General features: G+C 73.5%; 17 protein-coding genes. 6 read left to right on the forward strand and 11 right to left on the reverse strand.

The genetic code is table 11. The features are described 5' to 3' along the window. Positions 1–27: 27 nt before the first annotated feature. Together groL and groES are read right to left on the reverse strand one after the other, a co-directional pair. Positions 28–1,635, reverse strand: a complete 1,608-nt coding sequence (gene groL / locus MLUT_RS19765) for a chaperonin GroEL (RefSeq protein WP_012751032.1) — start codon at positions 1,633–1,635, stop codon at positions 28–30. A gap of 108 nt (positions 1,636–1,743) precedes the next feature. After that, complete coding sequence (gene groES, locus MLUT_RS19770) at positions 1,744–2,040, reverse strand: co-chaperone GroES (protein WP_002857590.1); 297 nt, start codon at positions 2,038–2,040, stop codon at positions 1,744–1,746. Between the two features lie 636 nt (positions 2,041–2,676). Here groES and MLUT_RS19775 point away from each other — a divergent pair. Beyond that, on the forward strand, positions 2,677–3,654 hold the full coding sequence (locus MLUT_RS19775) for a hypothetical protein (protein WP_010080434.1): 978 nt from the start codon (positions 2,677–2,679) through the stop codon (positions 3,652–3,654). 216 nt (positions 3,655–3,870) lie between these two features. On the opposite strand, the gene MLUT_RS19780 is transcribed toward MLUT_RS19775, so the two are convergent. The 5 genes from MLUT_RS19780 to MLUT_RS19800 all read right to left on the reverse strand — a co-directional run bounded on the left by MLUT_RS19780 (position 3,871) and on the right by MLUT_RS19800 (position 9,325). Beyond that, a complete protein-coding gene (locus MLUT_RS19780) occupies positions 3,871–4,626 on the reverse strand; it encodes an iron ABC transporter ATP-binding protein (protein ID WP_010080433.1) in 756 nt (251 codons plus the stop codon). Continuing rightward, a complete protein-coding gene (locus MLUT_RS19785) occupies positions 4,623–5,711 on the reverse strand; it encodes an iron chelate uptake ABC transporter family permease subunit (protein WP_010080432.1) in 1,089 nt (362 codons plus the stop codon). The genes MLUT_RS19780 and MLUT_RS19785 overlap by 4 nt, the downstream gene beginning before the upstream one ends. Further along, complete coding sequence (locus MLUT_RS19790) at positions 5,704–6,762, reverse strand: ABC transporter permease (protein WP_010080431.1); 1,059 nt, start codon at positions 6,760–6,762, stop codon at positions 5,704–5,706. Before MLUT_RS19790 ends, MLUT_RS19785 begins: the two co-directional genes overlap by 8 nt. Further along, positions 6,759–7,823, reverse strand: coding sequence for a siderophore ABC transporter substrate-binding protein (locus tag MLUT_RS19795; protein ID WP_010080430.1), 1,065 nt, complete (start codon positions 7,821–7,823; stop codon positions 6,759–6,761). Before MLUT_RS19795 ends, MLUT_RS19790 begins: the two co-directional genes overlap by 4 nt. A 170-nt stretch (positions 7,824–7,993) precedes the next feature. Next, entirely contained in the window at positions 7,994–9,325 is a 1,332-nt protein-coding gene (locus MLUT_RS19800; protein ID WP_010080429.1) for a class I SAM-dependent methyltransferase, read from the reverse strand. Between the two features lie 69 nt (positions 9,326–9,394). On the opposite strand from MLUT_RS19800, the gene MLUT_RS19805 reads away from it, so the two are divergent. The 5 genes from MLUT_RS19805 to MLUT_RS19825 all read left to right on the forward strand — a co-directional run bounded on the left by MLUT_RS19805 (position 9,395) and on the right by MLUT_RS19825 (position 14,306). Further along, complete coding sequence (locus MLUT_RS19805; RefSeq protein ID WP_012751033.1) at positions 9,395–10,591, forward strand: glutamate--cysteine ligase; 1,197 nt, start codon at positions 9,395–9,397, stop codon at positions 10,589–10,591. 82 nt (positions 10,592–10,673) lie between these two features. Beyond that, the gene (locus tag MLUT_RS19810; RefSeq protein WP_010080428.1) at positions 10,674–11,750 is read left to right on the forward strand and encodes a zinc-binding dehydrogenase; all 1,077 of its coding nucleotides are present in this window, start codon (positions 10,674–10,676) and stop codon (positions 11,748–11,750) included. After that, positions 11,747–12,778 carry an NAD-dependent epimerase/dehydratase family protein gene (locus tag MLUT_RS19815; RefSeq protein WP_010080427.1) on the forward strand — a complete coding sequence of 344 codons (1,032 nt, stop codon included), beginning with the start codon at positions 11,747–11,749 and terminating at the stop codon, positions 12,776–12,778. The genes MLUT_RS19810 and MLUT_RS19815 overlap by 4 nt, the downstream gene beginning before the upstream one ends. Before the next feature lie 5 nt (positions 12,779–12,783). Further along, a complete protein-coding gene (locus tag MLUT_RS19820; protein ID WP_010080426.1) occupies positions 12,784–13,278 on the forward strand; it encodes a transglycosylase SLT domain-containing protein in 495 nt (164 codons plus the stop codon). Continuing rightward, positions 13,275–14,306 (forward strand): cation diffusion facilitator family transporter, encoded by a 1,032-nt coding sequence (locus tag MLUT_RS19825; protein WP_010080425.1) that lies wholly within the window; start codon positions 13,275–13,277, stop codon positions 14,304–14,306. Before MLUT_RS19820 ends, MLUT_RS19825 begins: the two co-directional genes overlap by 4 nt. 8 nt (positions 14,307–14,314) lie before the next feature. Here MLUT_RS19825 and MLUT_RS19830 read toward each other — a convergent pair whose 3' ends face one another. The 4 genes from MLUT_RS19830 to tsaB are packed head-to-tail and all read right to left on the reverse strand — an operon-like array spanning position 14,315 to position 17,269. Continuing rightward, positions 14,315–14,845, reverse strand: coding sequence for a hypothetical protein (locus tag MLUT_RS19830; protein WP_010080424.1), 531 nt, complete (start codon positions 14,843–14,845; stop codon positions 14,315–14,317). A 50-nt stretch (positions 14,846–14,895) separates the two neighbouring features. Next, a complete protein-coding gene (gene tsaD / locus MLUT_RS19835) occupies positions 14,896–15,987 on the reverse strand; it encodes a tRNA (adenosine(37)-N6)-threonylcarbamoyltransferase complex transferase subunit TsaD (protein WP_010080423.1) in 1,092 nt (363 codons plus the stop codon). A 26-nt stretch (positions 15,988–16,013) separates the two neighbouring features. After that, on the reverse strand, positions 16,014–16,601 hold the full coding sequence (locus MLUT_RS19840; RefSeq protein ID WP_010080422.1) for a GNAT family N-acetyltransferase: 588 nt from the start codon (positions 16,599–16,601) through the stop codon (positions 16,014–16,016). Continuing rightward, entirely contained in the window at positions 16,598–17,269 is a 672-nt protein-coding gene (gene tsaB, locus MLUT_RS19845; protein ID WP_010080421.1) for a tRNA (adenosine(37)-N6)-threonylcarbamoyltransferase complex dimerization subunit type 1 TsaB, read from the reverse strand. Before tsaB ends, MLUT_RS19840 begins: the two co-directional genes overlap by 4 nt. Positions 17,270–17,271: the final 2 nt, after the last annotated feature.

The raw sequence follows: 17,271 nt of genomic DNA on the forward strand, positions 1-17,271 counted from the left end.
CCGGCCGCGTCAGGGCCGACGCAGGGGTCAGTGCTGGTGGCCGGCCTCGTCCTCGTCGGCGGGCTTGTCCGCCACGAGGGTCTCGGTGGTCAGCACGAGGGCCGCGATGGAGGTGGCGTTGGCCAGCGCGGAGCGCGTCACCTTGACCGGGTCGATCACGCCGTCGGCGATCAGGTCGCCGTAGACGCCGGTCTTCGCGTTGAAGCCGTGGTTCGGCTCCAGCTCGGCGACCTTGGAGACCACCACGTAGCCGTCCTCGCCCGCGTTCTGGGCGATCCAGCGCAGCGGCTGCTTCAGGGCCTTGCGGACGATGTCCACGCCCACGGCGGCGTCACCGGTCAGGGCCTGGACGTCGTCGTCGGTGTCGAGCACGGTCAGCGCGTTGATGAGCGCGGTGCCGCCGCCAGCCACGATGCCCTCCTCGAGGGCGGCGCGGGTCGAGGACACGGCGTCCTCGATGCGGTGCTTGCGCTCCTTGAGCTCCACCTCGGTGGCGGCGCCCACGCGGATCACGCCGATGCCGCCGGAGAGCTTGGCGAGGCGCTCCTGGAGCTTCTCGCGGTCCCAGTCGGAGTCGGTCGCGGCGGCCTCGGCCTTGATCTGGGCGATCCGGGCCTCGACGTCCTCGGGCGCACCGCCGCCGTCGACGATGGTGGTCTCGTCCTTGGTGACGGTGATGCGGCGGGCGGAGCCGAGCACGTCCAGGTCGGCCTGCTCGAGCTTCATGCCGAGGTCCGGGGAGACGACCTGGGCGCCGGTGAGGATCGCGATGTCCTGCATCATGGCCTTGCGGCGGTCGCCGAAGCCCGGGGCCTTGACGGCCACGACGTTCAGGGTGCCGCGGATCTTGTTGACCACGAGGGTGGACAGGGCCTCGCCCTCGATGTCCTCGGCGATCACGAACAGCGGCTTGTTGGCCTGCAGGACCTTCTCCAGCAGGGGCAGCAGCTCCTGCACGTTGGAGATCTTGCCCGAGTTGATCAGGACGTAGGCGTCCTCGAGCACGGCCTCCTGACGCTCGGCGTCGGTGACCATGTACGGGGACAGGAAGCCCTTGTCGAACTGCATGCCCTCGGTGACGTCCAGCTCGGTGGAGGTCGTGGAGGACTCCTCGATGGTGATGACGCCGTCGGTGCCGACCGTGTCGAACGCGCGGGCCAGCAGCTCGCCGACCTCGTCGTTCTGGGCCGAGATGGCGGCCACGTGGGCCACCTCCTGGCCCTCGACCGGGCGGGCGTTCTCCTGCAGGCGCTGCTCGACGGCGGCCACGGCCACCTCGATGCCCCTCTTGACCTCGCCCGGCGCGGCGCCGGCGGCGACCTGGCGCATGCCCTCGTTCACGAGCGCCTGGGCCAGCACGGTGGCGGTGGTGGTGCCGTCGCCCGCGATGTCGTTGGTCTTGGTGGCGACCTCCTTGGCGAGCTGGGCGCCCATGTTCTCGTACGGGTCCTCCAGCTCCACCTCACGGGCGATCGTGACGCCGTCGTTGGTGATGGTGGGGGCGCCCCACGCCTTGTCGAGCACCACATTGCGGCCCTTGGGGCCGAGGGTGACCTTGACGGTGTCGGCGAGCTTGTCGATGCCGGCCTGGAGGGCGCGGCGTGCGTCGTCGTTGAAAGCCAGCTGCTTGGCCATGACGGACGCTCCTTTCGTTCAGGGAGTCAGGGGGTGCGGGGACGCGAGGGGCCCGGGGCGCGCGCACCGGTGCGGTGCGCGCCGCTCACCGGGCCCGTCGCGGCGGGGTCACTTGGTGACGACGGCCAGCACGTCGCGGGCGGAGAGCACCAGGTACTCCTCGCCGCCGACTTTGACCTCGGTGCCGCCGTACTTGGAGTACAGCACCACGTCACCCTCGGCGACGTCGACCGGCACGCGGTTGCCGTTCTCGGCGACCCGGCCCGGGCCCACGGCCACGACCTGGCCCTCCTGCGGCTTCTCCTTGGCGGTGTCCGGGATCACGAGGCCCGACGCGGTGGTCTGCTCGGCCTCCAGGGGGCGGACAACGATGCGATCCTCGAGGGGCTTGATGGAGACAGACATGCTGCACACTCCTTCTTCGTCGACGTGCGGCTCCGGCGGGCTCGCCGGTCCGCTGATGCTGTGGTCTGCGGGTGCGCCACGGGCGTCAGACCCTCCGTCGTCGCGGTGCCGGACGGTCCACCTCGGGCATTGGCACCCGGTACCCCCGAGTGCCAGCCCTGACTCTACTCCGGGTTCTGGCACTCCTTCAACATGAGTGCCAGCCGTGTCCCCGCCGTCCGCCGTGGGCGGAGGCGTGGGGCGCGGTGTGGTGGGATGCCGTGGGGCGGCGGGCGGGGCGGGTTCCGGGCCCGGGAGCACACGGTGTGGTCACGACTGCGGCCGGGATCCTGTCCCTCCCCCACTCCCCCCACTCCCCCCTCGCCACCCTCCGTGGGCAGAAACCGCACCCCCGCCCATCGCGTGGGCAGCATCCGCAGGTTTTGGATCTCCGTGGGCAGAAGCGCCCTCTCTTCTGCCCACGGATGTTGCGTGGGCGGAACTCCTCGCAGTTCTGCCCACCGAGCCATGACGACGTCGTCCCGGCGGGACAACCGGCCGCCGCCGAGTCCTGCACAGCCGGCCCACCCCGCGCCGGTGTGCACAGACACACGGCCCGCCCGGCCGCCGTCGGACCGACCGCGTCAGGGTCGACCCATGCCCTTCGCCCCCGACCTCCCCCTCGTCCCCGTCTTCACCACCCGCGACGTGCTCGAACGCGGTCTGCCGCCCAGCCGGGTGCGGCGGTCCGACGTCCTCCGCCTCGCCCGCGGCATCCACCGTCGCCGTGACATGCCGCTGCGCACCTGGGAGTCGGCCGGGCTCCCGCCGCCGCACCACGGGGTCGGCCTCGACCTGCTGACCGCCCTCCTGCGGTCCCGTTCCGACGCCGTTCTCTCCCATGAGACGGCGGCGCACCTCCACGGACTCCCGCTTCCCCCGGGCGGGGCCACGCGACGCGCCGCCGTCGAGATCACGTTGCACCGCGGCACCGCACGGGCGCGGATCCCCGGCGTCATGGAGCACCGCAGACCCCTGCCCGCCGGCCACGTCACCTCCGTGCTCGGGCTACGGGTGACGACGCCGGAACGGACCTGGCTCGATCTGTGCTCGATCGGCCACCCCTGGGACGAGGCATCCCTCGTGTCGGCGGGTGACCACCTGGTCCGTCACCCCTGGTCCCCGAGCGGCCGGCGGCCTCCCGTCACCACGGTCACCGCGCTGCACGAGGCGATGCGGCCGCTCGGGCGGTTCGTCGGAAGACCGCAGGCGACGGCGGCGCTCGAGCGCGTACGGGTGGGTGCCGACTCACCGCAGGAGACCCGGCTGAGGCTGGCGCTCGTCGAGGCGGGGCTGGGCGAGCCGACGCTGCAGCACGTGCTCGACCCCGGGCGGCGGGACGCCCCCGAGGCCGATCTGTGGTTCGAGGACTGCCGGCTCGTCCTCCAGTACGACGGCGAGTTGCACCGGAGTGCCGAGCAACACGCCCGGGACGCCCGGCGAGACCAGTACTACGCGGAGCGTGGGCAGATGACCCTGCACGTCACAGGCCGGGACGTCGGCGAGGGATACGCGCGGGTGATCGAGGCCGTCCTCAGACGACGGGCACAGGTCTCGAACGGCTGGGATGCCTGACGTCGCCGTCGCGTATGGCCCTGCCGTCCATGCGCAGGGATTCCGTGGGCAGAAGCGAGGGTGCTTCTGCCCACGGAACCTGGAAACACGCGGGTCCTGCCCCCGGAAGGCGAGACCCGGCGGGTTCTGCCCACGGAACGCTCGCGCCGGCCGGGCACCCGGCCCCCGCCCGGACCGAGCTGGCCCCCGCCCGGGCCGGCCTCACCGTCGCCCCGCTCAGTAGTACACGGCCAGCGGCCCGTGCGGTCCGTCCACCACGCTGCAGGGGGTCTTGAAGATCCGCTCCAGCACCTCAGGGCGCAGGATCTCGGCCGGGGTGCCGGTCTCCACCACCTGGCCGTCCCCCATGGCCACGATCCGGTCGGCGTAGTGGGCGGCGAAGTTGATGTCGTGCAGCACGATCACCACGGTCCGGCCCAGCTCGTCGGCGGCCCGACGCAGCTGCTGCATCATCTGCGCCGAGTGCTGCATGTCCAGGTTGTTCAGCGGCTCGTCCAGCAGCACGTACTCGGTGTTCTGCGCCAGCACCATCGCCACGTACGCGCGCTGCCGCTGGCCGCCCGAGAGCTGGTCGAGGTAGCGGTTCTCGAACGGGCCGAGGTTGAGGAAGTCGATCGCGTCGGACACGTGCCGCTCATCTTCCAGGGTCAGCCGCCCGCGCGTGTACGGGTAGCGCCCGAACCCCACGAGCTGTCGCACGGTCAGCCGCGTCACGAAGTGGTTCTCCTGCCGCAGGATGGACAGGGTCTGCGCGATCTTCCGGGACGGCGTCGTGGTGATGTCGTGCCCGCCCACGGCGATCGTCCCGGCGTCGGCGTCCTGCAGCCGGCCGATCATCGTCAGCAGCGTGGACTTGCCGGCCCCGTTGGGCCCCACGAGCGCGGTCACTCCCCCGGCCTGGATGTCCAGGTCCACGGGTCCGATGCACACCTCGTCGCTGTGGCGCTTCACCACGCCGCGCAGCTCGATCACAGACGTCCCTTTCTCATCACGACGATCAGGAAGGTGATGCCGCCGATCAGCTCGATGACCACCGTGACCGCACCCCCCGCGTAGAAGACGTGCCGCAGCACGAAGTAGGCGCTCGTGAGCACCGCGTACCCGGCCAGCGCCGCCACCGGGAGGATGAACCGGTGGTCGTGGGTGTCGACGAGGCTGTACGCCAGCGTCGCCACGAGGAAGCCGAGGAACGTCATCGGGCCCACGAGCGCGGTGGTCATGGCCATCAGCACGGAGACCAGCAGCAGCGTCACCATGAGCTCGCGTCGGTGATGCAGGCCCAGGTTGGTCGCGGCGTCGGCGCCGAGCGCCACCGTGTTCAGGCGGCGGGAGCGCAGCCACAGCAGCGCGCACACGACGACGGCGATGGGCGCGGCGATCGCCACGTACTCGGTCCGGGCATTGGAGATGTTGCCGAAGAGCCGCGCGCTCAGCAGGTCGAACGAGTTCGGGTCCAGCAGTCGCTGCATGAACGTGCTCAGCGCGGCCAGCCCGCCGCCCAGCACCACGCCCACGAGCAGCATCAGATGGACGTTGCCGTAGGGCCGGGAGAGCAGCCACGAGTACAGGGCCGTCGCGAGCGCCACCATGAGTGCGGCCTGGGCGAGGAACGGCCCCACCCCGGTCAGCACCGCGACGCCGGCGGCTCCCAGCACGTACACGGCGGCGGTCGACACGGCGGTGTAGAGCGCCTCGAACCCCATGATCGAGGGCGTGATGATGCGGTTGCCCGTCACCGTGTGGAAGCTGACGGTCGCGAAGGAGTGGCACAGCGCCACGATGCCGATCACGCCCAGGGACTCCACGCGCATCCGCGCGATCATCCAGAACGCGCGCGAACCGGGTTCGGCCTCGTTGCCCCACAGCAGGACCCCGGCGGTGGAGAGCACGGCGACGGCGGCCAGCACCGCGACGACGACCGCATACCTCCGGCGGTCGGCGGCGGTGACGAACACGCCGGACCGGCGCGGGGCGTCGGCGTCGACGGGCCCGGCCGCGGTGGCGCCGCCGAGCGGGGCGGGGAGGCGACCCGGGGCGGTCGCGAGCGGCTCAGCCATGCTTGGCCTGCCTCAGCAGCAGGGCGAGGAACACGATCGCGCCCACGAGGCCCAGGATCAGCGAGATGGGCACCTCGAACGGGGCGATCACGGTCCGCCCGATCAGGTCGCAGACGATCACGATCCACACGCCGACCATGACCACCCAGGGCAGGTTCGTCCGCAGGTTGTCGCCGCGGACCATGGACACGAGGTTGGGGACCACGAGCCCCAGGAACGGGAGGGCCCCGATCACCACGGTGACCACCCCGGTGGCCACGGCCACCATGGCCACGCCGGTGAGGATCACGGCGTCGTAGTTGAGGCCGACGTTCGTGGCGACGTCCTTGCCGAGGCCGGCCACGGTGAAGCGGTCCGCGATGACGAAGACCGCCACGCACACGATCAGCACGAGGAAGAGCAGCTCGTACCGGCCGCGGACCACGGAGGTGAAGGAGCCGGCGAACCACGCGCCGACCTGCTGGAGCATGTCCGTCTGCAGGGCGAGGAACGTCGAGGCGGCGCCCACGACGGCGCCGAGCATGATGCCCACGATCGGCACGATGAGGGAGGACTGCAGGCGCACGCGCCGCAGGAAGAGGAAGAACACGAGGGTGCCGATGAAGGCGAAGAGGATGGCCCCGGCCATCCGGGTCACCAGGCCCGCCCCCGGCACGAGCACCATGGTCACCAGTAAGCCGAGACCGGCCCACTCGGTGGTGCCCGTGGTGCTGGGCTCCACGAAGCGGTTCTGCGTCATGAGCTGCATGATCAGCCCGCACATCGCCATCGAGGCGCCGGCCAGCACGAGGGCGACGGTGCGCGGCACGCGCGTGATGGCGAACATCTCGCGTCCGCCCTCCGCGCCGACGTCGTACACGCCCACGAACAGCGAGACCACGATGAGGGCCGCGGTCACCACGATGCCGGCCAGCAGCGGCCAGGTGCGCTGCCAGCGGGTGCGCTCGGGCCGCAGGACGGCGGGCGGGACCCAGCACACGCGGTCGCCCCGCCCCGGCTCCTCGAGCCGGGGCGGGGCGTCGGCGACGTGGTGACGCACGTCGAGAATCACTGTGCGCCTTCGAATGCCTTCGCGAGGTCTTCCATGACGGTGGTGTGGTTCTGGATGTCCTCGGCGACGTAGAAGTCGGTGGGCAGGTACACGATGTTGCCCTCCTTGACCGCGGTCACGTCCTTCAGGGCCTCGGAGCGCTCGATCAGCTCGGCGGCGGTGGCGTTCTCCTCGCCGATGGCGGCGTCGCGGTCCATGACGATCAGCCAGTCCGGGTTCGACTTCGCGATGGCCTCGACGGAGATGTCGTCGCCCTGGTGGTTGTCGGTGCCCGACTGCTCGAGGGCCGGGGTCAGGTCCAGCATGTCGAAGAACGGGCCGATGGCGCGACCGGTGCTGGGCGCGACGTACGACAGCTCTCCGCCCGAGGCGATGAGGCCCATGACGGTCTGCTCGGGGTCGTAGGCATCCTTGGCGCGCTGGGTGGCGGCGTCGAAGTCGGCGATGAGCTTCTCGGCATCGGCCTCGTGGCCGGTGGCCTCGCCCAGCAGGGTGGTCAGCTTCTTCAGGCCTTCGTCCATGGGGGTCTGCGTGACGTCGAAGTTCGTGTCCACGACGGCGGCGTCGCCGGTCAGCTCGTCGATCTCCGCCTTGCGCTCGTTGAACCGCTGGCCATTGAACACGACGTCCGGCTCAGCCGTGACGAACAGCTCCATGTCCGGCTCCCGGTGGTTGCCGATGTCGGCGACCGAGTCGTCCTGGAGGTAGGAGGGCCCGCCCTCGCCCTTGTACATGATCTGCTTCGGCGCGGCCGACAGCTCGACGCCCCAGTCGTCCAGGGTGCGGAAGGTGCGGTTGTCCGTGGCGATGACGGAGTCGACCTCCTCCGGCAGGGTGACCTCGGTGCCGGACATGTCGGTGACGGTGACGCCGGCCGCGACGCCGCCCGAGGCGGCCGAGGAGCTGCCCGAGGCGCTCGTGGAGGCCGAGGACTCGCCGGAGGCGGTCGCGGAGGACGAGCCCGTGGCCGCGCCGCCGGCGGAGCAGCCGACGAGGGCGAGGGCCGCCACCGAGGTCAGGGCGAGACTGGCGAGGCGGGGGGCGCGGACGGAACGCGGCATGGTTCTCCTTCTGGGCGGCGGGGCCGCCCCGGGATGAGCAGTCGGGGTGGTGGGCGGGCTCCCGTGGAGGTGAGCCTTGCCTCAGTCGAATACCGTACACGAGGGTGCCGTAATCCCTCAACGGGAGTTCGACGGGTCTCACCGCCCGGGGCCCGCGGCCCCGAGCCCCGTCAGTCCAACGGCGTCACCTCGAGGGCGAACCGCGCCCGACCCACGCGCGCCAGCACGAGGGTGGCGTGCCGTCCGGCCCCGCCACGCCGGCACGGCTTCGCCCCGCCGAGGACGGCCCGACGCACCTCCTCGGGCGTCTCGCGGATGCCCCGCTTCTTCACGTCCAGCCGACCCACCCCGGTCTCCTTCGCCCAGCGCCGCAGGGAGGCCAGGTGGAAGCCGTGCACCGCCTCGATCCGATGGGCGCGGGCCAGGCCGTCCCGCACGGGCTCGGGCGCGACGAGGTAGGCCAGGTGGGGGTCCAGCTGCCGCGTCGGCACGGGCCAGGACGCGGCCAGGTCCGTCACGAGTCCGGCCCGGATGACGGCGCCGTCCGGCTCGTGCAGGACCGCGCCGACGAGCCCCGCCATGCCCTCCTCCCCCACGGCCTCGACCTCGGGCGAGTCGCCGAAGTCCGCGCCGGAGACGAGCTGCGCCGTCGTCGTCTCCCCGCCCCGGACGGTCATGACGCGCGCCGCCCGCCGCACCCCGGGGCGGGCCGCCGCGTTGAACCACAGGGCGGCCTCCACGACGTCGCCGTCGACGCTCACCCACTCGGCCTCGGCGCCCGCCGGCACGGCCTCGTGCGGGAGCCCCGGGCCGAGCTTGACACCGAGCGGGACGCCCGTCGCGGCGATGTCCGTCACGACGCTCAGGGGCGGGGAGAACGCCTCGGGGTCGAACACGCGCGCGGACCCGCCCCCGCCGACCTGACGGCGGGCGGGGTCCAGCCACACCGCGTCCGCCTCGGCGGGCACGTGGGCGCGGGCCCAGGCCACGGCGTCGCCGTGCACCACGCGCGCTCCGCGGTGGCCGGCGAGGTTCACCTCGGCGGCCGCGGCGACGACGGCGTCCCGCTCCACCGCCACGACGTCCAGGCCCCGGTCGGCGAAGGCGCGCGCGTCCAGGCCGAGACCACAGCCGAGGTCGGCGACGCACCGGGCCCCCGCGGCCGCCAGCCGGTCCGCATGCAGGCCCGCGACCAGCGGGCGGGTGGCCTGCTCCAGGCCGTCGCGCGTGAACAGCATCCGGCGCGCCTCCGGCCCGAGGCGGGCCTCCGCCCGGGACCGCAGCGCGGCCTGGGTCAGCGCGGCGGCCACGCGCTCCGGAGGATGCCCGGCCGCACGCAGGCGGGAGGAGACCGCGAGCGCGTCGGCCTCGCGGTACCCGGCGAGGGAGTCGAGCAGCGCGCGGCCCTCCGGCTCGAGGACGGGGGCCAGGGCGGTGGCGTCCGCCTCCGAGGCGGCGGCCGTGGGGCGCGGCGGGCGGGAGGCGGGGCGGGGGCGGGCCATGCGCCCCACCCTAGGTCCGAAGCGTGGACACCGGGCGCAGGCCCGGCACGGGCTTCTAGGATGGGCGGCATGACTCTGCCCTTCGCCGACTCCGCGCAGTCCACTCTCGGAATCGAGTGGGAGCTCGCGCTCGTGGACGCCGTGTCCGGCGAGCTGCGCTCCGAGGCCCCAGACCTGCTGCGCGCCCTGCATGTGGCCGAGGGCCTGGCCGACGACGACGTGAACCCGCACATGACCAGCGAGCTCCTGCAGAACACGGTGGAGCTCGTCACGGGCGTGCACGAGCGCGTCGACGCCGCGACGGCGGACCTCGGCCGGATCGCCGCGCGCGTGGCCGACGCCGCGGCGGCGCGGGGCATCTCCCTGTTCTGCCAGGGCACGCACCCGTTCGCGGACGCGATCGCGCAGCCCTCGACACCCAGTGAGCGCTACGACCGCATGCTGGATCTCACCCAGTACTGGGGTCGGCAGCTGCTGATCTTCGGCGTGCACGTGCACGTGGGCCTGGACGACGTCTCCAAGGCCATGCCGGTGGTGAACGGCCTGGTCAACCGCGTGCCGCACCTGCTCGCACTCTCGGCCTCCTCCCCCTTCTGGGCGGGCACGGACACGGGCTACCAGTCCCAGCGCACCCTCCTGTTCCAGCAGCTGCCCACGGCCGGCCTGCCGTTCCAGTTCCAGGAGTGGGAGGACTTCGAGCGCTGCGTGGCCCAGATGGAGCAGGTGGGCATGATCGCGGACGTCACCGAGTGCCGCTGGGACGTGCGGGCCGTGCCCCGCCTGGGCACGGTGGAGATGCGCGCGTGTGACGGCCTGGCCACGCTCGAGGAGATCGCCGCCGTGACCGCCTACACGCAGTGCCTCGTGGACGATCTGTCCGCGAGCCTGGAGCGCGGTGAGACGGTCGAGGTCCTGCCGCCGTGGCACGCGCAGGAGAACAAGTGGCGCGCCGCCCGGTACGGCATGGACGCCACCGTGATCGTGGACGCCCGGGGCACCCAGGTTCCGCTGGCGGAGCACCTGCCGGCGGAGATCGAGCGACTGACCCCGGTCGCCGAGCGGCTGGGCTGCGAGGCAGAGCTCGCCGGCGTCCAGGCGATGATCGACGACGGCGGCGCCGCGCGTCAGCGTCGCGTGGAGGCACAGGCCCTGGCCGGCCCGCCGGCCGAGGGCGAGGACGCGGACGACGCGGTGGCCCCGTTGCGCGCGGTCGTGCTGGACGCCGCCGCCCGCACCCGCGCGTCGCTGGACGGCCGCACCGGCTGAGCGGCCGTTCCCCCGGCGAGGTGGCGGCCCCGCCGCCCCTGCAGGCTTCCGCCGCCCCGCCCGGCGCGTCTACGGTCACGCCATGCGAGCACTCACATGGCAGGGAAAGCGCAACGTCGCCGTCGAGGACGTCCCGGATCCGCGGATCCAGGAGCCGACGGACGCGATCATCGAGGTCACTTCGACCGGCATCTGCGGGTCGGACCTGCATCTGTACGAGGTCCTGGGGCCGTTCATGGACGCGGGGGACGTGATCGGTCACGAGCCGATGGGCATCGTCCGCGAGGTCGGGTCCGAGGTCACCCAGGTGCGGGAGCAGGGCTCCGGCGCCGCCCTCTTCGGCTACTCCCGGCTCTACGGCTCCGTCCCCGGCGGGCAGGCCGAGCTGCTGCGCGTGCCCCACGCGGACTACGGCCCCGTGAAGGTGCCGCACACCGGCCCGGATGAGCAGTGGCTGTTCCTCTCGGACGTCGTCCCCACCGCCTGGCAGGGGGTCCAGTACGCGAACGTCCCCGACGGCGGCACGCTCGCGGTGCTCGGCCTCGGCCCCATCGGCCAGCTGGCGGCGCGCATCGGCGTGCACCTGGGGTACCGGGTGATCGGTGTCGACCCGGTCCCCGAGCGCCGCGCGATGGCGGCCCGGCACGGCATCGAGGTCCTGGACGCCGACGGCGGTGAGGCCGAGGTGCTCCGCGAGCGCACCGGCGGCCGCGGCCCGGACGCGGTCCTGGACGCGGTCGGCATGGAGGCGCACGCCTCCCCGGTCGGGCACGCGGCCCACACCGCCGTGGGCCTGCTGCCCGACGCGCTCGGCCGGGCGGCCATGAAGACCGCCGGCGTCGACCGCCTGAGCGCCCTCCACACCGCGATCGACGCGGTCCGGCGCGGCGGCACGGTGTCGCTCTCCGGGGTCTACGGCGGCATGAAGGACCCGATGCCGATGCTCACCCTGTTCGACAAGCAGGTCACCCTGACGATGGGCCAGTGCAACGTCCGTCGCTGGGTGGACGACCTGCTGCCCCTGCTCGACGACCCGTCCGACCCCCTCGGCGTGCTCGACCTGGCCACGCACACCGCCCCGCTCGAGGACGCGCCCGCGCTCTACGAGACGTTCCAGAAGAAGGAGGACGGCTGCATCAAGGTGGTCCTGAAGCCGTGAGGATCGTCGTCCTGGGCGCGACGGGCAACGTCGGCACCGCCGTCCTGCACCGCCTCCAGGCCGCGGCCGAGGCGAGCTCGATCGTGGGCGTGAGCCGGCGCGGCCCGGACCGGGCCGGGGCGCCCTACGACGGCGTCGAGTGGCACCGCCTGGACGTCGCGGAGCCCACGGCGGCGGGGCGGTTGCGCCAGATCGTCGCCGGCGCCGACGCCGTCGTCGACCTGGTGTGGGTGATCCGCCCCAACCGCGACCGCGACCACCTGCGCGCCGTCAACGTGGCCGGCAACGAGCGGGTGTTCCGGGCCGTGGCCGAGGCGGGCGTGCCCCACCTGGTCTACGCGTCCTCGGTGGGCGCGTACGGGCCCGGGCCGAAGGGCCGCGCCGTGTCCGAGTCCCACCCCACCACCGGGGTCCCCACCTCGCACTACGCCGCGCAGAAGGCCGAGGTCGAGTCGATCCTCGACCGCGTGCAGGCCGAGCACCCCGAGGTGCTCGTGACCCGGCTGCGCCCCGGGCTGATCTTCCAGTCCGCCGCCGGGCCCGAGATCAAGGACTACTTCCTGGGCGACCTCATCCCCGCCCGGCTGGTCGCCCGCCTGCGCACTCCGGTGCTGCCGTTCCCCCGGGGCCTGCGATTCCAGGCGCTCACGGCCCAGGACGTGGCGGACGCGTACTGGCGCGTGATCGCCCATCGGGCGGGCGGGGCCTTCAACGTGGCCGCCGAACCCGTGCTGGACGCACACACCATGGGCACCGTCCTCGGGGCGCGCCGCATCCTGGAGCTGCCCGTGGGCCTGTTCCGAGCGGCCGCGGCGCTGACCTACCGGGCACGGCTGCAGCCCACCGACCCGGGGTGGGTGGACATGGCGGCGGCGGTGCCCATCATGGACACCACGGCCCTGCGCGCCGCGACCGGCTGGTCCGAGACCACCGACGCCCGGGAGGCGGTCCGCCTCGTGCTCGACCACCTCGACGGCGCCGAAGGCCTCGGCAACGCCGGGCACCGCTCGCACTCGCCCACGGAATGAGGACGATGACCATCACCCGCCGGGCCGCCCTGGCGGGCCTGCTCGGGGGCGCCGCCCTCGGGTTCACCGCCTGCACCTCCTCCGGCTATCCCGCCGACCCGGACGGCACCCTGGACCGCGTCACGGGCGGGGTGCTGCGCGCCGGCGTCGTGCACCACCCGCCCCACGTGGACGCCTCGGGCGCCGAGCCCGTCGGCCCCGAGCCCGACCTGATCCGCGGCTTCGCCGCGGCGCACGACGCACGCGTCGAGTGGACCGTGGCCGGGGAGGAGGCGCTCATGACCGCGCTGGAGAAGGGCGACGTGGACCTGGTGGCCGGCGGCCTGACCTCGGCGTCCCCGTGGACGTCGCACGCGAGCATGACCCGTGACTACGCCGAGGCGCAGGGCCCGGACGGCGAGCCGGTGAAGCTCGTGATGGCGGTGCCCCTGGGTGAGAATCAGATGCTCACGGCCCTCGAGACGTACTTCGACCAGCACGGAGCGGAGGCTTCCCGATGACGCGGCAGGACACCCGGGAGACGGGGCCGAGCGGGCGCCGCTTCGGCGCCACGGAGCTGCCCCCGGAGATCGAGCGCGTGGTCCAGCAGGCCAAGCGGCTCGAATGGGTGACGCTGGGGGTGCTCGTGGTCACGATCGTCCTCGTGGCGATCGTGATGGGCTCCTCGCAGGCCATGCGGGCCGCGTGGATCGAGGACCTGCTCTCCCTGATCCCGCCGATCGCGTTCCTCGTCGCCCTGCGCGTGGCCCGCATGGCCCCGACGCGGGCCCGGCCCTACGGCTCTCACCGGTCCGTCGGGGTGGGGCACCTCGTGGCCGCCGTCGCCCTGTCCGTGATGGGCGTGGTCCTCGTCGGCGACTCCATCCTGGGCCTGGTGACGGCGGAGCACCCGCCCATCGGCACGTTCGACCTGTTCGGGCACACCGTGTGGCAGGGCTGGTTCATGATGGCGGTAATGGCCCTGTCCGTGCCCGGGCCCATGATCCTCGGCCACAAGAAGCTCAAGCTGGCCGAGCAGCTCCACGACCGCGTGCTGTACGCGGACGCGGACATGAACAAGGCGGACTGGCAGACGGGCGTGGCCACCATCGTCGGCGTGGCCGGCATCGGCCTGGGCTGGTGGTGGGCGGACTCCGCTGCGGCGATCTTCGTGGGCGTGAGCATCGTGCATGACGGCTGGAAGAACCTCAAGGAGGCCGTCACGAACCTGGCAGACCGCCCCGCCGCCACGATCGACGGCGCCCGGCCGCACCCGCTCATCGACCGTGCCGAGCGGGTCGCCTGGGCGGAGCCGTGGGTGCGCCATGCGGGCGCCCGCGTCCGGGATGAGGGCCACGTGTTCCACGTGGAGATGTTCGTGGTGCCGCACGAGGGGGCGGACGTGACGGTGGGCCGCTGCTGCGCGCTGCGGGACGCGATCGCCGCCCTGGACTGGAAGCTGCAGGACGTCGTCGTCGCCCCGGTGGACGAGCTGCCTGCCGAGGTGCACGGCGGCCGGTCCGGGGAGCATCAGACGGGCGAGGAGTAGCCCGGGCCTCAGCCGTTGAGGAACTGTCCCTCGAGGGTGGCGGAGGTGATGCGCTGGATCTCGCGCTGCTGGTCGGCGGTCCTCTGGCGCAGAGCGTGCATCTCGGCGGCGTCGACCGCCGGCAGGTGCGGCGCGAGCTGTTCGAGGACGTGCCACATCGCGGACTTGGCCTGGAGCATGCCCTGCAGCAGGTCCAGTTCGATCTGCGTCCAGCCGGAGCCGCGCGTGCGCAGCGCGTTCACGGGGTTGAGACGTCCGCCGACCTCGGCCGCCGCGCCGGCGGCCCGGTCCACCAGCGGGGTGCGGAGGCCCAGTTCGCCGATGAGCGCCTCGAGGCGGTCCTGGTCGTCCTGGACGGCGTCGCCGAGGCGGCGCAGCGCGGCCTCCTGCGGGGTGCCGGCCCAGGTCTGCTCGGCGGCGCGGAACGCCTTCACACCGGAGCGGGAGCCGAGCAGGTGCTGATTGAGGAAGTCCTCCAGCATCTGCTCGTCCACGGCGGCGGAGGTAGACTCGGGGCGGGGGTGCTCATGGCCGGTCATGGGCCCTGTCTACGGAACGCGTGGGCGTCGCGGCAAGAGACCGGGCGCGCTCAGACGCTGACGACCTCGACCGGCTGTCCCGGGTCCGCGCCGAACCACGCGTCGGAGGGGGCGACGCCGTCGCGCACCAGGCGCGCGCCGAGCGCGGCGACCATCGCCCCGTTGTCGGTGCACAGGTTCACGGGCGGGACGGTCAGCTCGATGCCGGCGGAGCGGCACCGGTCGGCGAGCAGGGCGCGCAGTCGCGAGTTCGCCGCGACGCCGCCGCCGAGCATCAGGTGGGTGAGCCCGTGCTCGCGGCAGGCGCGGACGGCCTTGGCGGTGATCACGTCCGCGACGGCCTCCTGGAAGGAGGCGGCGATGTCCGCGCGCGGCACCTCGAGGCCGCGTGCCTCGAACTGCTCCACGGCCCGGGAGACGGCGGTCTTCAGCCCGGAGAAAGACCAGTCATGCCGATGCGGGCCGGGCTCCTCGGCGCTGCCGACGAACTTGCCCGCGGTGAGCCCGCGCGGGAAGCGGAAGGCCCTCGGATCGCCCTCGGCGGCGAGCCGGTCGATCACGGGGCCCCCGGGGTAGCCCGCCCCGATGAGGCGGGCGACCTTGTCGTACGCCTCGCCGGCCGCGTCGTCGATGGTCGAGCCCAGCAGCTCGACCTCGGAGCTGATCCGGCCCACGCGCAGGATCTCGGTGTGCCCGCCGGAGACGAGCAGCGCGCCCAGGTCCGCGGGCAGGTCGTCCCACTGCGCGGGCCGCACGCCGTCCAGCATGCCCACGCCCACGTGCGCCACGAGGTGGTTGATGCCGTAAAGGGGCGTGCCGAGGGCCGTGGCGAGCGCCTTCGCCCCCGCGACCCCCACCATGAGCGCGCCCGCCAGACCCGGGCCGGAGGTGACGGCGATCGCGTCGAGGTCCGCGAGGGTGACGTCGGCGGTGTCCAGGGCGCGGCGGATCGTGGGCACGAGGGCCTCGAGGTGGGCGCGGGCGGCGATCTCCGGGATCACGCCGCCGAAGCGCACGTGCTCCTCCACGGAGGAGGCGACCTCGTGGGCCAGCAGGGCGGTGCCGCGGACGATGCCGACGCCGGTCTCGTCGCAGGAGGACTCGATGCCGAGGACGAGGGGGGCTGCGGTGGCGGTGGGCATGGGCTCCAGTCTAGTGAGCGGCCCGGTCACAGGGCCTTGCGCATGATCACGGCGTCCTCGCCGCCCGGGTAGTAGCGGCGACGCACGTGCAGCTCCTCGAATCCGTGGCGCGCGTAGAGTCGCCGGGCGACGGCGTTGGAGGCCCGGACCTCGAGCATGAGGGCGCTCGCACCGCGCGCCGTGGCCTCCGCGGCCATCCAGCGCAGCTGGGCCGCCCCGATCCCCCGCCCCTGCGCCGCCGCGACCGTGCCCACGGTCTGCACGTCGGCGACGTCGCCGACCACCATGATCCCGCCGTAGCCGACGATCGCGCCGGGGGCGGGGCCGTCGTCGTCCGCGGAGCCGGGCGCGGCCGCGTCGCGGACGACCACGCGGTAGTCCCGGGTGGGCGGGCGGCCGTGCGCGTCCCGCCCGCCGGCGGGGCCGGTCTGGGCGAGCTCCTCCTCGTAGAAGTGCGCGGGCCAGGCGTCGAGCGGGAAGAGCGTGGCCTCGTGGGCGAGCACCTCGGGGACGTCCCACACGGTCATGGGGCGCAGCAGGTACCCGGGCGGCAGCCCGTGCCCGTCCTCGGCGGGGCGCCCGTCGCCGGCCGGGGCCTGCTCGGCCGGGCTCACGCGCCCGCCCGCTTGCGGGGGCCGGGGACCTTGGCGTCGGATTCGCGCAGGTAGAGCGGCTCGGCGGGCACGAGGCCGCGGCCGCGCCGCAGGGCGAGCTCGGCCACCTGCCCCACCCCGACGGCGGACGGCGTGGCCGTCTCCCAGTCCGGCACCGCGCGCAGCGCCTCCGGGTAGAGCCCGGCCCCCGCGCCGTAGACGGGCAGCGGGGTGACCTCGTCCGCGGGCGAGACGAAGGGACCGTGCAGCAGGGTCGGCTGCCCGCCGACCTGCGCGTAGTGGGCCCAGTACACCTCGCGGCGGCGGGCGTCCGTGGCGACCACGAACTCCTCGATCCCGTGGCGGAAGGCGTCGACGCCGGCCTCGTGGGCGAGCGCGTCGAGGCTGCGGACCCCGTGCACGGGCACGTCCCACGCCAGGCCGAGGGCGGCCGCCGTCGCCAGGCCCGCGCGCAGTCCCGTGAAGGGCCCGGGGCCGACGCCGACCGCGAGCGCGTCCAGCGCGGTGCCGATGACGCCGGCCTCGCCGAGCACGGCCTGCACCGCGGGGGCGAGCACCTCGGCGTGGGCGTGGGTGTCGTCCGTGGCCCAGCGCGCGAGCTCCTCACCGTCCCGCAGGACGGCGACGGAGGCGGCGGCGGAGGAGTCGATCGCGAGGAGCAGGGCCATGG

The sequence above is a fragment of the Micrococcus luteus NCTC 2665 genome (genome assembly GCF_000023205.1).
Classification (GTDB): Bacteria; Actinomycetota; Actinomycetes; order Actinomycetales; family Micrococcaceae; genus Micrococcus; species Micrococcus luteus.

Excerpts from the sequence above, each read along its gene's own strand:
- groL (WP_012751032.1), bottom strand. The coding sequence starts at position 1,635 with ATGGCCAAGCAGCTGGCTTTCAACGACGACGCACGCCGCGCCCTCCAG.
- groES (WP_002857590.1), bottom strand. The coding sequence starts at position 2,040 with ATGTCTGTCTCCATCAAGCCCCTCGAGGATCGCATCGTTGTCCGCCCC.
- MLUT_RS19775 (WP_010080434.1), top strand. The coding sequence starts at position 2,677 with ATGCCCTTCGCCCCCGACCTCCCCCTCGTCCCCGTCTTCACCACCCGC.
- MLUT_RS19785 (WP_010080432.1), bottom strand. The coding sequence starts at position 5,711 with ATGGCTGAGCCGCTCGCGACCGCCCCGGGTCGCCTCCCCGCCCCGCTC.
- MLUT_RS19795 (WP_010080430.1), bottom strand. The coding sequence starts at position 7,823 with ATGCCGCGTTCCGTCCGCGCCCCCCGCCTCGCCAGTCTCGCCCTGACC.
- MLUT_RS19800 (WP_010080429.1), bottom strand. The coding sequence starts at position 9,325 with ATGGCCCGCCCCCGCCCCGCCTCCCGCCCGCCGCGCCCCACGGCCGCC.
- MLUT_RS19805 (WP_012751033.1), top strand. The coding sequence starts at position 9,395 with ATGACTCTGCCCTTCGCCGACTCCGCGCAGTCCACTCTCGGAATCGAG.
- MLUT_RS19810 (WP_010080428.1), top strand. The coding sequence starts at position 10,674 with ATGCGAGCACTCACATGGCAGGGAAAGCGCAACGTCGCCGTCGAGGAC.
- MLUT_RS19820 (WP_010080426.1), top strand. The coding sequence starts at position 12,784 with ATGACCATCACCCGCCGGGCCGCCCTGGCGGGCCTGCTCGGGGGCGCC.
- MLUT_RS19825 (WP_010080425.1), top strand. The coding sequence starts at position 13,275 with ATGACGCGGCAGGACACCCGGGAGACGGGGCCGAGCGGGCGCCGCTTC.
- MLUT_RS19830 (WP_010080424.1), bottom strand. The coding sequence starts at position 14,845 with ATGACCGGCCATGAGCACCCCCGCCCCGAGTCTACCTCCGCCGCCGTG.
- tsaD (WP_010080423.1), bottom strand. The coding sequence starts at position 15,987 with ATGCCCACCGCCACCGCAGCCCCCCTCGTCCTCGGCATCGAGTCCTCC.
- tsaB (WP_010080421.1), bottom strand. The coding sequence starts at position 17,269 with ATGGCCCTGCTCCTCGCGATCGACTCCTCCGCCGCCGCCTCCGTCGCC.